Here is a 17,224-nt window from a genome sequence, read left to right as displayed (position 1 = left end):
AATCCTCTTAACTTTTAACCTTCACCGTTCGCGCTATCGACGTCTTTCGGCGTCGAACGACCGCGAAAATCAATCAGGCTGTCGACGATGGCCAGGACCACCAGCAACGGATAGATCAGCTGCATGAACAGCAACAGCGTGACGTACAACCCCACCAGCCAGAACCTGGCCAGTCGCTTTTGCGCCACCAGCCCGTGAATCAGGGCCAGCCCGGCGAACACCAGCGGTACACTGCACAACGGCGTCAACATGGCCATCTGCGGGCCGATGTTCGGCCCCAGAAGCATGAACGCCAGCAGTAACATCGCCAGCCCCAGCGGGAATCGGATGGCGCGAAATTCGCGACCAAAACCACCCGGGTTGTACAACAACGCCTGCCAGTAGCGCCCGACAATCAGGCTCAGCACACTGACGATTTGCAACAAGGCCGCAATCAGGCCAGTCAGGACCGGTGCAATCAGGGACGCAAAATGCGCTTGCTCGTCTACCGACAACTTCTGGTAGACATCACCGAGTAGCGACGGCATGACCTTTATCAAGGCCTGCGCCAGCATCTCGATTTGGGGAGCAAAAACTGTCCCCAGCACCACTGCAAACACCACTCCCATCGCTATGCTGACCAGCAGCACGCGGTTCCAGGACTCGCTTGCGCGCAAAACCAACGCAAGGCTCGAAGACCCCAGCAGCACCAGAAGTGCCCGTGGGTCATCGGAGTAAAGCCACCAGATCAACGCCGGCAGCAGTCCCAGAGCAAGTACGCCAAGGGCGTCCTTCAATCCGCGCCGCAGGAGCACAAGGCATCCGGCGGCAGCACCCAACCAATACAACAACGGCAATGTTGCGCATCCAGCCACTACGAGAGTGGCCTGCATACGGCCGCGCATGATGAACTCAGCTATGGCACGCATGCATTCAATCCTTTGCTACGTGTCGACTGCCCGGTCTCAGCGGCCGTGGCTGTCGGTGTAGGCCAGCAGGGCCAGGAAGCGGGCGCGCTTGATAGCGGTGGCCAGCTGACGCTGATAACGAGCTTTGGTACCGGTGATGCGGCTTGGAACGATTTTGCCGGTCTCGGATACGTAGGCTTTCAGAGTGTTGAGATCTTTGTAATCGATCTCTTTCACGTCTTCAGCGGTGAAGCGGCAGAATTTACGACGACGGAAGAAACGTGCCATGTAATAGGCTCCTCAAAAGGTCCGTGGATTACTCGTCAGCGTTATCGCTGTTGTCGCTGTCATCACCATCAACGCCTTCGGCGTCGGAGTGCTCAGGACGGTCGCGACGCTCACGGCGCTCACTGCGGTTTTCTTCAGCCTTGAGCATCTCGGATTGGCCGGTAACGGCTTCTTCGCGACGGATGACCAGGTTACGGATCACTGCATCGTTGTAGCGGAAGTTGTCTTCCAGCTCGGCCAGGGCCTTGCCAGTGCACTCAACGTTCAGCATCACGTAGTGAGCCTTGTGAACATTGTTGATTGCGTAGGCCAGTTGACGACGGCCCCAATCTTCCAGACGGTGGATTTTGCCGCCGTCTTCTTCGATCAGCTTGGTGTAACGCTCAACCATGCCGCCGACTTGCTCGCTTTGATCCGGGTGGACCAAAAAGATGATTTCGTAATGACGCATGAATGCTCCTTACGGGTTGTAGCCTGCCGCTCAAAAGCGGTCAGACAAGGAGTGAATGACACTTATGGACTTGCTTGCGATAGACACATGCGTGCCTGCCGTCATAGCAAGGGGCGCAATTGTAGAGAAGGGACAGAAGAGGTGCAAGGCAATTGGTGATTATTTGAACAGTTCGTTCGCACACACTCTTTGGCCTCACCACAAACCACTGTGGGAGCGAGCCTGCTCGCGATGAGGGCGCAACATTCAATACTTATGCTGAATGTTACAACGCCATCGCGAGCAGGCTCGCTCCCACAGGGATTACATGCGAATCAGGACTTTTTGGCGGATCCGGCGGCTTTTACGCTGCGCTGGCGCTGGGCCTCGAACAGGCAGACGCCGGTCGCCACGGAAACATTGAGACTGCTGACACTGCCAGTCATCGGCAGGTGCACCAGGTAGTCGCAAAGATCGCGGGTCAGGCGACGCATGCCGCTGCCTTCCGCGCCCATGATCAGGATGGTCGGCCCGGTCATGTCTTGCTGATACAGGCTCTGCTCGGCTTCGCCCGCCGTACCGACAACCCACAAGCCGCGCTGCTTGAGTTTTTCCAGGGTACGCGCCAGGTTGGTTACGGCGACCAACGGAATCACTTCCGCCGCGCCACACGCAACCTTTCGCACCGTTGGAGTCAGCGTGGCCGACTTGTCTTTCGGCACGATCACCGCCAGCGCACCGGCCGCATCGGCCGAACGCAGGCAAGCGCCAAGGTTGTGCGGATCGGTCACGCCGTCGAGCACCAGCAACAGCGGTGCACCATCGGTGCGATCGAGCAGCTCGTCGAGCATTGCTTCGCCCCAGACCTGGCTCGGACTCACGTCCGCCACCACGCCCTGGTGCACGCCTTCAACCCAGGCATCCAGCTCGCGACGTTCGGCATTGCCGACGGCCACGCGGTTTTCGGCCGCGAGCGCGATCAGCGTCTGAACCCGCGGATCACTGCGGCCTTCCGCCAGCCAGATCTGCTTGACGCGTTTCGGGTGGTGACGCAGCAATGCTTCTACTGCATGCACGCCGTAGATTTTTTCCAACTGACTCATGACTTGGCCTTAGGTTTACGCGCCCCGCCGCTTTTGGCTGGGGCCGAGCCCGCTTTCGGCGGGCCTTTACGGTGTTTGCTCGGCTTGCTGCCGGGAGCCTTGTCAGGCGCCGACCGTCCGGTCTTTCCCCCAGACGCCGCTTTACCACCGCTTTTCGCTTCAGACAGCAACGCCTGCTTCATTTCACGGCTTTTGCGCAGCTCAGCATTTTTCGCTGCCGCATCGCTTGGGCGATAGGCTTCGACTGCTTTTTCCTTGGCAGGACGACGACCGGTTTTTGCCGGTGCCGGCTCTGCTGCGGTCTTGCCAGCAGGTGCAGCGGTTTCAGTCCCGCGTTTTTTGCGGCCGATCGGTGCGCTGATGGTTTTTTCAGCCATCTCGAAGTCGATCTTGCGCTCGTCGAGGTCGACGCGCATTACGCGCACTTCAACGGTGTCGCCAAGGCGGAAGCTGCGACCGGTGCGCTCACCGGCGAGGCGGTGATGCACAGGGTCGAAGTGGTAGTAATCGCCCGGCAGCGCGGTGACGTGCACCAGGCCTTCGACATAGATATCGGTCAGCTCGACGAACAGACCAAAACCGGTCACGGCGGTGATCACACCCGGGAACGACTCGCCCACGCGGTCTTTCATGAACTCGCACTTGAGCCAGTTCACCACGTCGCGGGTCGCTTCGTCGGCACGGCGCTCGCTCATCGAGCACTGCTCGCCGAGTTGCTCCAGCGCGGCTTCGTCGTACGGATAGATGCGCGCCTTCGGAATGGTCATCGCGCCGGCACGGCGAACGTGCGGGGTGTCCATTTTCGAATGAATGACGCTGCGGATCGCCCGATGCGTGAGCAAGTCCGGGTAGCGGCGGATCGGCGATGTGAAGTGGGTATAGGCTTCGTAATTCAGGCCGAAGTGGCCCTGGTTATCAGCGCTGTACACCGCCTGACTCAGCGAACGCAGCATGACGGTCTGGATCAGGTGGAAATCCGGACGGTCCTTGATGCTTGCCAGCAAGGCCTGGTAATCCTTCGGCGACGGGCCGTCCTTGCCTTTGTGCAGGGACAGGCCGAGCTCACCAAGGAAGGCGCGCAGTTTTTCCAGACGCTCCGGTGGCGGACCATCGTGGACGCGATACAGCGCAGGAATTTCGTGCTTCTTCAGGAATTCGGCAGTGGCCACGTTGGCCGCCAGCATGCATTCCTCGATCAGCTTGTGTGCATCGTTACGCACGGTCGGACGGATTTCGGCAATCTTGCGCTCGGAACCGAAGATGATCCGGGTTTCCTGCGTTTCGAAATCGATCGCGCCACGCACATGACGGGCCGCCAGCAGCACCTTGTACAGCGAATACAGCTGCTTGAGGTGTGGCAGAACGTCGGTGTATTCGCCGCGAAGCTGGCGCGCTTCGGTAACTTTCGGCGTCTCCAGCATGGTGCTGACCTTGTTATAGGTCAGACGGGCATGGGAGTGAATCACTGCTTCGTAGAAGCAGTAGTCGGTCATCTCGCCGGATTTGGAGATAGTCATCTCGCAGACCATGGCCAGACGATCGACATGTGGATTCAGCGAGCACAGGCCGTTGGACAGCTGCTCAGGCAGCATCGGCACTACGCGCTCCGGGAAGTAAACGGAGTTGCCGCGAACCTGGGATTCGTTGTCCAGCGCGGAACCGATTTTCACGTAGCTGGAAACGTCGGCAATCGCCACGTACAACTTCCAGCCACCGGAGAACAGGCGCAGCTTGCCAGGTTTGGCTTCGCAGTAGACCGCGTCATCGAAGTCGCGCGCATCTTCACCGTCGATGGTCACGAACGGCAGATGGCGCAGGTCGATGCGCTTCTCTTTGTCTTTTTCTTCAACTTCCGGCTTGAGCTTGGCGGCTTCTTTCAAGACCGCTTCAGGCCAGACGTGCGGAATATCGTAGGTGCGCAGGGCGACATCGATTTCCATGCCCGGCGCCATGTAGTTGCCCACGACTTCGACCACGTCGCCTTGCGGCTGGAAGCGTGGCGTCGGCCAGTGAGTGATCTTCACTTCGACGAACTGACCGACTTTGGCGTTGGCATTGCGGCCCGGAGTCACCAGCACTTCTTGCTGGATCTTCGGATTGTCCGCCACCACGAAGCCGATACCGCCCTCTTCGAAGTAACGGCCGACGATGGTTTCGTGAGCGCGGGACACCACTTCGACGATCATGCCTTCGCGACGACCGCGACGGTCCAGACCGGAAACACGGGCCAGGGCACGGTCGCCATCGAACACCAGACGCATTTGCGCCGGGCTCATGAACAGGTCGTCACTGCCGTCGTCCGGGACCAGGAAGCCGAAGCCGTCACGGTGACCGCTGATGCGGCCCAGGATCAGGTCGAGCTTGTCCACCGGCGCATACGTGCCACGACGGGTATAGATGAGTTGAGCGTCGCGCTCCATGGCGCGCAGGCGGCGGCGCAGGGCTTCGATCTGGTCTTCTGTGATCAGACCAAACTCTTCGACCAGTTGCTCGCGGTTAGCAGGCGAACCCCGATCAGCAAGGTGCTGAAGGATCAGTTCGCGGCTAGGAATAGGGTTTTCATATTTTTCCGCTTCACGAGCGGCCTCGGGATCGAGGGACTGCCAATCGGCCATTAGAGAGTTTTCACCTTGTCTATATGCGGGTTAGTTTGGCATAGGCGTAATGAAACGGGAAATTTCAGGCTACGAGAGCCCATCTAAAGCCCTTTATCGACAGCGCAAAGCTGATTTAAATGCCGCTGGTAAAATTTTCCAGGTTTTTTTGACGCTGGGGGTTTACAGTTAAAAAGACGCTCCGTATAGTGCGCGCCATCGACGACGGAGACGTTGCCGATACTGCCCAGATGGTGAAATTGGTAGACACGCCAGCTTCAGGTGCTGGTGACCGCAAGGTCGTGGAAGTTCGAGTCTTCTTCTGGGCACCAATTCAGAGCTTGAGATTAGATCAATTTCAAGGCTCGCACAAAAACCCGCGAAAGCGGGTTTTTTGCATTCTACGGTTCTGATTTATTAAAACCAAATCAGGGGTTTACAGATCAAACTGCTCTCCGTATAGTGCGCCACATCAACAGCGGCAACGCTGAAGATTATGCCCAGATGGTGAAATTGGTAGACACGCCAGCTTCAGGTGCTGGTGACCTTACGGTCGTGGAAGTTCGAGTCTTCTTCTGGGCACCAATTCAAATTTCAGAGCTTGCTCTGGAATTTCACAAAAACCCGCGAAAGCGGGTTTTTGCGTTTCTGGCATTCGAAAAACCACACAACCCCTGTAGGAGCGAGCCTGCTCGCGATGAACTCACAGGCGCCCCGTTTAGCCAGACAACACGCATCATCGTTTACGTCCATCGCGAGCAGGCTCGCTCCTACAGGAGTCAGGCCACACTCCGCAAGGCGCACTTGAGAAACAATATCGTTTATCATTGTTTCAAGTTTTTGCAATGCGACAGTGAGGAACCCTGCGAATGACGTTTCGAAATACCCTGCGCCGCGGCCTGACCATCACCCTGCTCGGCCTGGCACTCGCTCCCCCCCTCACCCAGGCTGCTGATCCAGTTTCCCTGACACTCTACAACGGTCAACACAAGGAAGTCGGCGACGCCGTCGCCAAAGCTTTCGAAGCCAAGACCGGCATCCACGTCAATGTGCGCAAAGGCAGCAGCAATCAGCTTGCCAGCCAGATCGTCGAAGAAGGCGATCGCTCCCCAGCCGACGTGATCTACACCGAAGAATCGCCACCGCTGAACAAACTCGGCGAGCAAGGCCTACTGGCGCAAACCGATGCCGCCACCCTCGCCGTGCTGCCAAAAGACTACGTCGCCGGCAATGGCACCTGGATCGGCATCACCGCGCGAGTCCGCATGGTTGCGTTCAACCCCAAACTGATCGATGAAAAAGACCTGCCCAAATCGGTGATGGAATTCTCCGACCCGAAATGGCAAGGCAAGGTTGGCTTCGTGCCCACCAGCGGCGCGTTCCAGGAACAGGCCGTGGCGATCATCAAAGTGCACGGCATGGATGCAGCCGAAGAATGGCTGACCGGCTTGCGCGCATTCGGCAAGACCTACAGCAACAACATGGTCGCCTTGAAAGCCGTGGAGAACGGCGAAGTCGCGACCGTGCTGGTGAACAACTACTACTGGTTCGCCCTGCAACGCGAAAAAGGCCAGCTCGACTCGAAACTGCATTACTTCACCGGCGGCGACGTCGGCGGACTGATCACCGTTTCCAGCGCTGCCGTGCTGAAGTCCAGCAAACATCCAAAAGAAGCCCAGCAATTCCTCGCCTACATGGCCAGCGAAGAAGGTCAGCGCGTGATCACCCAGACCACCGCCGAATACCCGCTGCACAAAGGCATGGAGTCGGACCGAGGCCTCAAGCCGTTCAGCGAGCTTGAAGCACCGAAAGTCACGCCAGCCGACCTCGGCAACGCCGAAGAAGCCCTGGACCTGGAACGCGACGTTGGCTTGAACTGATGAGCGCACCGCTATCTGCACCAGCCATGCGCGGAAGCTACGTGCCACGGCGCAAGCGGCCGTCGATCTGGCTGCTGCTGCCGGTTTTGCTGTTGGTACTGCTCAGCGTGTTGCCGCTGGTGTATGTCGGGCTCAAGACCTGGCAAGCCGGCTGGGCCCAGGCATTGCATTTGCTGTGGCGGCCCTACGTGTTTGGCTTGCTGCGCAACACCCTGGAGCTGATGGTCGGCGTAACGGTCGCCTGTGGCGTGATCGGTTTGTCGCTGGCCTGGCTGCTGGAACGCAGCAATCTGCCAGGCCGTCGATTGTGGGGCGTGATCCTGTGCTTGCCGTTTGCGGTGCCGGCGTTTGTCAGCAGCTTTACCTGGGTCTCGCTGAGCGCGCACTTCGAGGGTTTGGGCGGGGCGATTCTGGTAATGACCCTGTCCAAGTACCCGCTGATTTTTCTGCCGGTGGCGGCGACCCTGCGCAATCTCGATCCCTCGCTTGAAGAGTCCGCGCGCACGCTCGGGCAGAATCGCTGGGGCGTGTTTTTCAGGATCACCCTGCCTCTGCTGTGGCCGTCGCTGCTCGCCGGTTCACTGCTGATTGCACTGCACATGCTCGTTGAGTTCGGCGCGTTGTCGATTATTGGCTTGCAGACGTTCACTACGGCGATCTATCAGCAATTCGAACTGGAATTCAGCAATGCCAATGCGGCGATGCTTTCCGCCGTGCTGCTCGCGCTGTGCCTGATGCTGTTGTGGCTTGAGCTGCGAGCCCGTGGCAAGGGTCGGCACGTGCGCACCGGCCAGGGCGCGGCGCGGCAGGCGGAACAGGTGCAGCTGGGCCCCTGGGGGGCTGTTGGGCAGATTTACTGTCTGGCACTGGCGATCATCGGCAGCGGCATTCCACTGGGGATGCTGGTGTACTGGCTGGCGGTAGGTTCGTCGGCAGCGTTTCCGGTGGCGGCGATCAGCGAGGCGCTGCTGTCGTCCCTTGCGCTTTCGCTGGGTGGCGCCGCGCTGTGCCTGGTGCTGGCGGTGCCGGTGGGCTTGTTGGTCGTGCGCTACAAAGGCCAACTGGCGATCTGGGCCGAGCGCTTGCCGTACCTGTTGCATGCGCTGCCAGGGCTGGTGATTGCGCTGACGTTGGTGTATTTCGCCCTGCACTATGTGCCGGCGCTGTACCAAACGTCGGCGTTGCTGCTGATCGCTTATGCGCTGCTGTTTCTACCGTTGGCGCAGGCACCGATTCGCACGGCACTGAACAAGGCTGCTCCGCAGCTGGAAGAGGCGGCTCGCACGCTGGGCGCCTCGTCGTTCAGCGCGTTTTGTCGGGTGACGTTGCCGATCATCTTCCCGGCGCTGGGCGCGGCGTTTGCGCTGGTGTTTCTGGATGCGATGAAGGAACTGACGGCGACGCTGCTACTGAGTCCGACCGGGCTCAATACGCTGGCGACAGAGGTTTGGGCGCATACCGCGAATGTGGAATTTGCGGCGGCGGCGCCTTATGCGGCGTTGTTGATTCTGGTGTCGGGGTTGCCGGTTTATCTGTTAACAACCCGGATGTATTTGAGCCGCTGAAAAGCTTCGCGGGCAAGCCTCGCTCCTACAGGGGGTTACACAACCCTTGTAGGAGCGAGGCTTGCCCGCGAAGGCGTCAGACCCGCCAATACAAATCTTAAGCCCTGAACTGCCCCAGGCTCGCCTTCAACTGCGCCGCCAGGCCATCCAGCACCTTGCCGCTGGCCGTGGTTTCCACCACCGCCTGAGCCGCCTTCTCAGCCTGCGCATGAATGGTTTCAACCCGGCCCCGCACCGCTTGCGCACCTTGCGCCTGATGAGCCGCTGCTTGCGTCGCCAGACCAATCGCCGCATGCACCTGCTCGACCGACACCTGCACCGATTGCTGCAACTGCGCACTGTCACGCAACACCAGCAAACCCTCGCTGGCCTGACGCCCGGCCTGGCCGATCACTTCCACCGCCTCACGCGCACCTTGCTGCAACGCCACGATGTGCGCCTGAATGTCGCCCGTGGAACTCTGGGTCTTGCTCGCCAGTGCCCGCACTTCGTCCGCCACTACGGCAAAGCCGCGACCGGTCTCACCGGCACGCGCCGCCTCGATGGCAGCGTTCAGTGCCAGCAGGTTGGTTTGCTCGGCGATCCCGTGAATCACGGTCAGCACCACTTCAATCTGCTCACTTTGCTGCGCCAGTCGTTCGATGACTTTCGCGCCGGTATCGACTTGTCCAGCCAACGCTTCGATCAGGCTGCCGACCTTCGCCGAGGTCCGGGTGTTTTCATCGGTGGCCGAACGGATGTCCACCACTTGCTTCAAGGCTGCCTGCATGGCGTGGCTTTCGGACTGTGCTTCATCAGCCATTTGCGACAGCGCGCGCAGGCTCTCGGCCACTTCGTCACGCTGCATGCCCGCCGCCGCATCGGCACCAGCGTTACGCAGGGTCATGGCGCCGATTTCCACGCCGGTACGCTGGGCCACATCGCCCGCTTCGCGCACGATCGGCTGCAACTTATCCACAAAGCGATTGACCGCCGAGGCCATGTCGCCGATTTCGTCCTTGCTGTTGATCTGCACGCGCTTGGTCAGGTCGCCCTCGCCCGCCGCCAGGTCGTCCATCGCGGCAATCAGCAGCTTCAAGCGATTGACTACGCGCCGACCCAAAACGACCGCCAGCAACAGCAGCACACCGCAACCGACCAATGCCAGGCCCATACCAATGCGCCAGCGCAAGGTCGCCGCGGCTTCCTGCACGGTGCTGGTGGTGTTGGCTTTCATTTCCGAGGCGGTGGACTGAGCAGACGTCAGACGCGCCCGCATCGCCGTGGCGCTATCAGCCGCCGCGCCTTTGAGACTGTCACCGACCAGTTGATCACTACTGGAGATCAGTGCCGAGAAACGCTTGTCCAGCGCCACCAGATCGGTTTCCACCGAGGCTGTGGAGACGCCCATCAAGACTTTGCCGATTTCCACGCCATTAGGGTTGATCGAGGCTTCGACGTAGTAGACCGATGGATCGTTTTTCGCCGCATCCAGCACTTTATCCAGCGCACGCTCGCCCTGGCCTTTCTCCAGAAGAGCCTTGTTGATCGGGTTTTCGCGGTTGAGGTAGCGCGTCAGGTGCTGCCCCGTTGCGTCGTCATAGATCACGAACAACACGTTGGGATTGCGCTGGGCCCGGCGGGCGAATTCGGACAGGGTGGGAACGTCACTGTCCCACATGGCGCGGGGCGCGACGGAAGCAAGAAGCTGCGCCATATCATTGGCGGAGTCCTTCAGGTCCTTTTCCAGGGTCGCACGCAGCTGCACCTGCTCGTCCTTCAGCCGCGAGGACAAACCGGCCGTGAGGCGCTGACGCGTGCTGGTGGAGAGGTTGTCGAGGCTCGACGTGACTTCGCGTCCCGCCTGCTCCAGCTCGCCGGAAAGTTTTTGACTGTCGGCACCCAGGCGCACACCTAAATCAGCTTCCAGCGCAGTCACTGTGCTCCGCGTCAGAGCAACAGCCACCAGCACCTGCACCAAAAGGGCGATACCAAGGGTAACGAACACAGGCCGCAATAGACGGCTTTGTAACAATGAGAGAACCGCCGACACTTGATATCCCTCTGCATTGACGCCATTAAATTGATGGCACGCCAGAAGACGCGCTCTTAATGAAGATCACAGCAAAGGTCATGCCGTCCAACAGGCATAAACGACAAAGGGCCCGATTAAGGGCCCTTTGTTTTTTACATCAACGACTTATTAAGCGAACGGGTGACGCAGAACGATGGTTTCGTTGCGGTCCGGGCCCGTCGAAATAATGTCGATCGGCGCACCGATCAGCTCTTCGACGCGTTTGATGTAGGCGCGTGCGTTAGCTGGCAGCTCTTCCAGGGCTTTGGCACCCACGGTCGACTCGGTCCAGCCCGGCACTTCTTCGTACACAGGCTGCAGACCCACGTAGCTATCAGCGTCAGTCGGGGCAACAGCGTTACCTTCGGCATCTTTGTAGCCGACGCAGATGTTGATGGTTTCCAGACCGTCGAGTACGTCCAGCTTGGTCAGGCAGATGCCCGAGATGCTGTTCACATCGATAGCGCGACGCAGGATAACAGCGTCAAACCAGCCACAACGACGAGCACGGCCAGTAGTCGCACCGAACTCGTGACCTTGTTTGGCCAGGTGCGCGCCGACTTCGTCGAACAGTTCAGTCGGGAACGGACCCGAACCTACACGCGTGGTGTAAGCCTTGGTGATGCCCAGGATGTAGTCGAGGAACATCGGGCCAACACCCGAACCGGTAGCAACGCCGCCAGCGGTGGTGTTAGAGCTGGTCACGTACGGGTAGGTACCGTGATCGATGTCCAGCAACGAACCTTGGGCGCCTTCAAACATGATGTCTTTGCCGGCGCGACGCAGGTCGTGCAGCTCGGCCGTCACGTCCAGCATCAGCGGCTTGAGCAGCTCAGCGTATTCTTTGCATTCGGCCAGGGTCTTTTCGAACTCGATGGCCGGCTCTTTGTAGTAACCCACCAGCATGAAGTTGTGGTAATCCACCAGCTCACGCAGCTTGTCTTCAAAGCGCGGCATGTTCAGCAGGTCGCCGACACGCAGGCCACGACGCGCAACCTTGTCTTCGTAGGCCGGGCCGATGCCGCGACCGGTCGTACCGATCTTCAGCTCGCCACGGGCCTTTTCACGGGCCTGGTCCAGCGCAACGTGGAAGGACAGGATCAGCGGGCAGGACGGGCTGATACGCAGACGCTCACGCACCGGTACGCCTTTCTCTTCCAGCTTGATGATTTCCCGCAGCAGAGCGTCGGGTGCAACCACCACGCCGTTACCGATCAGGCACTGCACGCCTTCGCGCAGCACGCCCGACGGGATCAGGTGCAAGACGGTTTTTTCGCCATCGATCACCAAGGTATGACCAGCGTTGTGGCCACCCTGGTAGCGCACTACGGCGGCAGCATGTTCGGTCAGCAGATCAACGATCTTGCCTTTGCCCTCATCACCCCATTGGGTGCCCAGGACTACGACATTCTTACCCATAACACTTGTCCTCATTCGCGCAAACTTGGTGCCGGCCAAGGGCCGGCAGGAAAACTCAAGAAGCCAGTGGCGATACTTGCCAAAGCCCGTTCTGCTGAATCAATTGCCGGTCGCAGTCCGCTTCACGGGCGGCGGCCAAAGGTTGCCCAGGCAATGCCTGAACGACACGCTGACCCTCACTGCGCAACTGGCAAACCTGCTGCCAGAGTGCTGCATCCGTACTGTCAGGCATCCAGATACCGCCAGACGGTAGCTCGATTTCAGCACGCCCCAGGGTCACCAGGGTTTTCAAATCGGTAGAGAAACCAGTTGCCGGACGAGCGCGACCGAAGTCAGCGCCGATGTCGTCGTAACGACCGCCCTGAGCGATGGACTGACCAACGCCCGGCACGAACACCGCGAACACCACACCGGTGTGGTAGTGATAGCCGCGCAACTCGCCCAGGTCGAAGTACAGCGGCAGTTCCGGGAAACGCACGGACAAACGCTCGGCAATCGCCAGCAAATCGTCCAGTGCCGCCAAAACCGGCGCCGGCGCATTCGCCAGACGCTCGCGAGCAGCGCTCAACACTTCGCGGCCGCCACACAGGTCGACCAACGCACGCAGCATGCCCGACAGATCGGCAGGCAAACCTTCGGTCAAGGTAATGACCTCGTCGATGGCCTTGCGTTGCAACGCATCGAACAACTGTTGTTCAACTTCACCGGACAAGCCGGCCGCGCGGGCCAGGCCACGGTAGATGCCGACATGACCGAGGTCCATGTGCACTTCCGGCACGTCGGCCAGTTGCAGCATGGCCAGCATCAGGCTGATGACTTCCACGTCGCTGCTCGGGCTGGCATCGCCGTACAACTCGGCGCCCAGTTGAATCGGGCTGCGCGAGGACGACAAGGCGCGTGGCTGAGCGTGCAGCACGCTGCCGGCATAGCACAGACGGCTCGGACCTTCACGACGCAGGGTATGCGCATCGATGCGCGCCACTTGCGGCGTGATGTCGGCACGGAAACCCATCTGCCGGCCCGATTGCGGGTCGATGACCTTGAAGGTACGCAGATCGAGGTCCTGGCCCGCGCCGGTCAGCAAGGATTCCAGGTACTCGATATGGGGAGTCACGACAAACTCGTAACCCCAGCTCTGGAACAGATCCAACACCTGACGACGCGCGACTTCAATGCGCGCCGCTTCCGGTGGCAGTACTTCTTCGATGCCATCTGGCAGCAGCCAGCGGTCTACCGTTGCCATTACGCCATTCCCCTATGGTCCGGGCGGCAAGCCTATGGGCGAGCCTTGAGTGAAGCAGAAAATGATCGGCTTTGTTTACAAGCCACCCATAAACAACGCGGCGAAAAGCCTGAAAATAAGCTTCGCCAATCACTTTCCTCGAAAAACCTGTCGAGTCATTCAACTCGGGCGCCTGCATAAACAACAGCAATCAAACGTGCAGACGCAAAAAAGCCGGGAATTTCCCGGCTGCCGCATCATACACACGTTTTCCCAAAGGATCACCCCGCCCGAGGCTTTAGCCGCCAGGCGGGGGATGATTCAGGTCAACGTCGTATCAAGGCTTGGCTTTTTCCAGGTAACGGAAGAAGTCACTGCTTGGGTCCAGGACCATGACGTCGGATTTGTTCGCGAAGCTTTCACGGTAGGCACGCAGGCTACGGTAGAAACCGTAGAACTCCTGATCCTGGCCGTAGGCCTTGGAGTAGATCGCAGCGGCCTGGGCATCACCATCACCGCGAACCTCTTCGGATTCACGATAGGCTTCAGCCAGCAGCACGCGGCGTTGACGATCGGCGTCGGCACGAATGCCTTCTGCCAGCTCGTTACCCTTGGCGCGGTGCTCGCGAGCTTCACGCTCACGCTCGGAGCTCATACGCTCGAACACACTGCGGTTTACTTCTTTCGGCAGATCGATGGCCTTGACCCGAACATCGACCACTTCGATGCCCAGCTCTTTTTCCGCCATCTTGTTCAGCGAAGCGGTGATATCGGTCATCAGCGCATCGCGCTCACCCGAGACCACTTCGTGCAGCGTGCGTTTACCAAACTGGTCACGCAGGCCCGACTCCAGACGACGGGAAAGACGCTCGTCAGCAATCTGCTTGAGGCCGGAAGTCGCGGTGTAGTAACGCTCAGCGTCCTTCACGCGCCACTTGGCGTAGGCATCGACCATGACTGCTTTCTTTTCCAGCGTCAGGAAGCGTTGTGTCGGCGCATCCAGCGTCATCAGGCGCGAGTCGAACTTACGCACCTGGTTAACGTAAGGCACTTTCACATGCAGGCCCGGCTGAACATCGGTCTGAACCACGCGACCGAACTGCAGCAACACCGCACGCTCGGTCTGAGCCACGATGTAGAAGCAGTTCCAGGCTGCGATCGCCACGACGACGCCGACAATAAGGGCGATCAGCGATTTATTGCTCATCAGCGACTCTCCCTGGTACGTGCAGGCTGTTGCTGCAGATCAGCTGCCGCACGTGCATTCGCTTCATTGCTGGTGGCTGCCGCACCGGTCACCGAAGTGCTGGTGTTGCGACCACTTTCGACCATCTTGTCCAGCGGCAAGTACAGCAGATTGCTCTGGCCATTCTTGTTGCCGGTCACGAGAACCTTGCTGGTGCTGCTGAAGACTTCCTGCATGGTGTCCAGGTACAGACGCTGGCGGGTGACTTCAGGTGCCTTGCGGTACTCGGCGACCAGTTTGGTGAAGCGATCGGCCTCACCCTTGGCGCGCGAGACAGTTTCGTCACGGTAGCCGTTGGCATCTTCGATGATGCGCTGGGCCTGACCACGGGCTTCCGGTACGACGCCGTTGGCATAGGTTTCAGCCTGGTTGCGCGAACGCTGCTCGTCTTCACGGGCGCGGATCACGTCATCGAAGGCTTCCTGTACTTCACGCGGTGCCGCTGCGCTCTGTACGTTGACCTGGGTGACGGTGATGCCGGTGCGATAGGTGTCCATGAAGCGTTGCAGACGCTCCTTGATCTCACTGGCCATCAATTCACGACCTTCGGTCAGCACCTGGTCCATCGCGGTGGAACCCACCACATGGCGCAAGGCACTTTCGGTCGCGTGCTGCAGGCTGATTTCCGGCTGATCGACGCTCAGCACGAAGTCCTGCAGGTTGCTGATCTTGTACTGCACGGTCAGCGGTACTTCGACGATGTTTTCGTCTTCAGTCAGCATTTGACCCTGCTTGGTGTACGCACGCTCACGCGTGACGTTTTCCAGGTACTTGCGATCGATCGGCGGGAAATAGATGTTCAGACCCGGGCCGACGGTTTCGTAGTACTTGCCGAAGCGCAGCACCACGGCTTGCTCCTGCTCGTCGACTACATAGACCGCGCTGTACAGCCAAACGGCCGCCAACACGACCAGGCCGATGCCGAGCAGGCCGCCAAAGCCGCCACTCTTGCCCGGACCACCGCCGTCATCACCGCGTTTCTTACCACCACCGAACAACCCATTCAGGCTTTCCTGCAGCTTTCGGAAGGCCTCGTCGAGATCCGGTGGTCCCTTGCGGTCGCCGTTATTGCGACGCTTGCCACCCCAAGGATCCTGATTATTCGAGTTGCCACCCGGCTCATTCCAAGCCATAGCGCTCTCCATCTGATAAAGCAAAGACGCACCCACGGCGCGCCGACCAATGCTACAGAATGCCTGTCACCGCGGCACAACCGCTTTCTCAGGCTTTTATTGCAAAGTGTGTTGTTCGATGAACTCTGTCGGCACAACGCCTTCACGGCTGACCAGCCGATTGAGCTCCGAGCGTGGCAATCGAACGGCCAGCAAGCTGACACCTTCTTCGTCGTGTTCTTCTTTCTGCACCGCTCCGAGTTCGAAGAACTGCGCACGCAGTCGAGCGAATCGTTGCGGCAAGCGCAAGGTACCGATAAACATCTCACTGCCCAGCAACTCGGCAATGGCTTGTTCGAGCAATTCCAGACCACTGCCATCACGCGCCGACAACCAGACCCGTTGAGGCTTGCCGCTTTCGTCGCGCTGGATCTGTGGCTCAACGCCTTCAAGCAAATCGAGTTTGTTATAGACCTCGAGGATCGGCAAGTCCTGGGCACCAATCTCGCCCAGCACCACCATCACCTGCTCGATCTGCAACATGCGATCCGGTTCGGCCGCATCGATCACGTGCAACAGCAGGTCGGAGTTGCTCGACTCTTCGAGCGTAGACCGAAATGCCTCGACCAGCTTGTGGGGCAAGTGACGAATGAAACCCACGGTGTCGGCCAGGACAATCGGCCCCAGGTCGGCCAGTTCCAGACGGCGCAAGGTCGGGTCCAGCGTGGCAAACAACTGGTCAGCCGCGTACACGTCGGATTTCGTCACGTTATTGAAGAGCGTGGATTTGCCGGCGTTGGTATACCCCACCAAAGACACGGTAGGGATATCCGCACGCGTACGGCCACGTCGCGACTGTTCGCGCTGGCTGCGCACTTTTTCCAGTCGGCCCTTGATCTGTCGCAGGCGAACCCGCAGCAAGCGACGGTCGGTCTCCAGCTGGGTTTCACCCGGGCCACGCATGCCGATACCGCCACCTTGACGCTCAAGGTGAGTCCAGCCACGAACCAGCCGGGTGCTCATGTGGTCAAGCTGGGCCAGTTCTACCTGGAGCTTGCCTTCATGGGTACGGGCGCGCTGGGCGAAAATATCGAGAATCAGACCGGTGCGGTCGATCACGCGACACTCGAAAACACGTTCGAGGTTACGTTCCTGACTGGGCGTAAGCGTGTGATTGAAGATCACCAGATCGGCTTCTTCGGCATGGACCAGGTCGCGCAGTTCCTCGACCTTGCCGCTACCGATCAGGAATTTGGCGGTTGGCCGATGACGCGGCACGTTAAAAAACGCAACGGTCTCGGCGCCGGCCGAATTAGCCAATTCCTGAAACTCCTGCGGATCTTCGCGCGCCTCAGGGTCCTGTCCATCCAAGTGAACGAGGATCACTCGCTCACCACCACCGTGGCGCTCAAAGAACAAAGGAGA

At 59.5% G+C, this 17,224-nt stretch carries 13 protein-coding genes and 2 tRNA genes; 4 read left to right on the top strand and 11 right to left on the bottom strand.

The features are described from left to right. Positions 1-14: 14 nt before the first annotated feature. The 5 genes from J4E42_RS04955 to rnr form a co-directional block, all read right to left on the bottom strand. The gene (locus J4E42_RS04955) at positions 15-908 is read right to left on the bottom strand and encodes a hypothetical protein (protein ID WP_008035345.1); all 894 of its coding nucleotides are present in this window, start codon (positions 906-908) and stop codon (positions 15-17) included. Between the two features lie 36 nt (positions 909-944). After that, positions 945-1,175, bottom strand: a complete 231-nt coding sequence (rpsR, locus tag J4E42_RS04950) for a 30S ribosomal protein S18 (RefSeq protein ID WP_002551829.1) — start codon at positions 1,173-1,175, stop codon at positions 945-947. Positions 1,176-1,203: 28 nt separating this feature from the next. Continuing rightward, complete coding sequence (gene rpsF / locus J4E42_RS04945) at positions 1,204-1,626, bottom strand: 30S ribosomal protein S6 (protein ID WP_008035342.1); 423 nt, start codon at positions 1,624-1,626, stop codon at positions 1,204-1,206. Between the two features lie 314 nt (positions 1,627-1,940). Beyond that, positions 1,941-2,708 (bottom strand): 23S rRNA (guanosine(2251)-2'-O)-methyltransferase RlmB, encoded by a 768-nt coding sequence (gene rlmB / locus J4E42_RS04940; RefSeq protein WP_207284729.1) that lies wholly within the window; start codon positions 2,706-2,708, stop codon positions 1,941-1,943. Continuing rightward, positions 2,705-5,323 carry a ribonuclease R gene (gene rnr, locus J4E42_RS04935; protein WP_207284728.1) on the bottom strand — a complete coding sequence of 873 codons (2,619 nt, stop codon included), beginning with the start codon at positions 5,321-5,323 and terminating at the stop codon, positions 2,705-2,707. The genes rlmB and rnr overlap by 4 nt, the downstream gene beginning before the upstream one ends. Before the next feature lie 224 nt (positions 5,324-5,547). Between rnr and J4E42_RS04930 the strand changes: the two genes are divergently transcribed. The 4 genes from J4E42_RS04930 to J4E42_RS04915 all read left to right on the top strand — a co-directional run bounded on the left by J4E42_RS04930 (position 5,548) and on the right by J4E42_RS04915 (position 8,747). Beyond that, positions 5,548-5,634 (top strand) — tRNA-Leu (locus tag J4E42_RS04930). A gap of 166 nt (positions 5,635-5,800) precedes the next feature. Continuing rightward, positions 5,801-5,887: transfer RNA gene (locus J4E42_RS04925), tRNA-Leu, on the top strand. Between the two features lie 284 nt (positions 5,888-6,171). Beyond that, positions 6,172-7,182, top strand: coding sequence for an extracellular solute-binding protein (locus tag J4E42_RS04920; protein ID WP_207284727.1), 1,011 nt, complete (start codon positions 6,172-6,174; stop codon positions 7,180-7,182). Next, a complete protein-coding gene (locus J4E42_RS04915; protein ID WP_192226927.1) occupies positions 7,182-8,747 on the top strand; it encodes an iron ABC transporter permease in 1,566 nt (521 codons plus the stop codon). Before J4E42_RS04920 ends, J4E42_RS04915 begins: the two co-directional genes overlap by 1 nt. Before the next feature lie 97 nt (positions 8,748-8,844). Here J4E42_RS04915 and J4E42_RS04910 read toward each other — a convergent pair whose 3' ends face one another. From J4E42_RS04910 to hflX, 6 genes are all read right to left on the bottom strand, one after another. Continuing rightward, complete coding sequence (locus J4E42_RS04910) at positions 8,845-10,779, bottom strand: methyl-accepting chemotaxis protein (RefSeq protein WP_192226926.1); 1,935 nt, start codon at positions 10,777-10,779, stop codon at positions 8,845-8,847. Positions 10,780-10,929: 150 nt separating this feature from the next. Further along, on the bottom strand, positions 10,930-12,219 hold the full coding sequence (locus J4E42_RS04905) for an adenylosuccinate synthase (RefSeq protein WP_008035326.1): 1,290 nt from the start codon (positions 12,217-12,219) through the stop codon (positions 10,930-10,932). 55 nt (positions 12,220-12,274) lie between these two features. Beyond that, on the bottom strand, positions 12,275-13,462 hold the full coding sequence (locus J4E42_RS04900; protein ID WP_008035324.1) for an ATP phosphoribosyltransferase regulatory subunit: 1,188 nt from the start codon (positions 13,460-13,462) through the stop codon (positions 12,275-12,277). 316 nt (positions 13,463-13,778) lie between these two features. Beyond that, the gene (gene hflC, locus J4E42_RS04895; RefSeq protein ID WP_008035323.1) at positions 13,779-14,648 is read right to left on the bottom strand and encodes a protease modulator HflC; all 870 of its coding nucleotides are present in this window, start codon (positions 14,646-14,648) and stop codon (positions 13,779-13,781) included. After that, positions 14,648-15,820: an FtsH protease activity modulator HflK gene (gene hflK / locus J4E42_RS04890; protein WP_008035322.1), complete on the bottom strand. Its 1,173-nt coding sequence runs from the start codon at positions 15,818-15,820 to the stop codon at positions 14,648-14,650. Before hflK ends, hflC begins: the two co-directional genes overlap by 1 nt. Before the next feature lie 96 nt (positions 15,821-15,916). After that, positions 15,917-17,218: a ribosome rescue GTPase HflX gene (hflX, locus tag J4E42_RS04885; protein WP_008035321.1), complete on the bottom strand. Its 1,302-nt coding sequence runs from the start codon at positions 17,216-17,218 to the stop codon at positions 15,917-15,919. Positions 17,219-17,224 lie beyond the last annotated feature (6 nt).

The sequence above is a fragment of the Pseudomonas sp. FW300-N2A2 genome (genome assembly GCF_017351735.1).
Lineage (GTDB): Bacteria > Pseudomonadota > Gammaproteobacteria > Pseudomonadales > Pseudomonadaceae > Aquipseudomonas > Aquipseudomonas migulae.
Note: the sequence above shows the minus strand (reverse complement) of the source record. Positions and strands in the feature narration are given on the sequence as shown.

Excerpts from the sequence above, each read along its gene's own strand:
- rpsR (WP_002551829.1), bottom strand. The coding sequence starts at position 1,175 with ATGGCACGTTTCTTCCGTCGTCGTAAATTCTGCCGCTTCACCGCTGAA.
- J4E42_RS04905 (WP_008035326.1), bottom strand. The coding sequence starts at position 12,219 with ATGGGTAAGAATGTCGTAGTCCTGGGCACCCAATGGGGTGATGAGGGC.
- rnr (WP_207284728.1), bottom strand. The coding sequence starts at position 5,323 with ATGGCCGATTGGCAGTCCCTCGATCCCGAGGCCGCTCGTGAAGCGGAA.
- hflK (WP_008035322.1), bottom strand. The coding sequence starts at position 15,820 with ATGGCTTGGAATGAGCCGGGTGGCAACTCGAATAATCAGGATCCTTGG.
- hflC (WP_008035323.1), bottom strand. The coding sequence starts at position 14,648 with ATGAGCAATAAATCGCTGATCGCCCTTATTGTCGGCGTCGTCGTGGCG.
- J4E42_RS04900 (WP_008035324.1), bottom strand. The coding sequence starts at position 13,462 with ATGGCAACGGTAGACCGCTGGCTGCTGCCAGATGGCATCGAAGAAGTA.
- J4E42_RS04915 (WP_192226927.1), top strand. The coding sequence starts at position 7,182 with ATGAGCGCACCGCTATCTGCACCAGCCATGCGCGGAAGCTACGTGCCA.
- rlmB (WP_207284729.1), bottom strand. The coding sequence starts at position 2,708 with ATGAGTCAGTTGGAAAAAATCTACGGCGTGCATGCAGTAGAAGCATTG.
- rpsF (WP_008035342.1), bottom strand. The coding sequence starts at position 1,626 with ATGCGTCATTACGAAATCATCTTTTTGGTCCACCCGGATCAAAGCGAG.
- J4E42_RS04955 (WP_008035345.1), bottom strand. The coding sequence starts at position 908 with ATGCGTGCCATAGCTGAGTTCATCATGCGCGGCCGTATGCAGGCCACT.
- J4E42_RS04920 (WP_207284727.1), top strand. The coding sequence starts at position 6,172 with ATGACGTTTCGAAATACCCTGCGCCGCGGCCTGACCATCACCCTGCTC.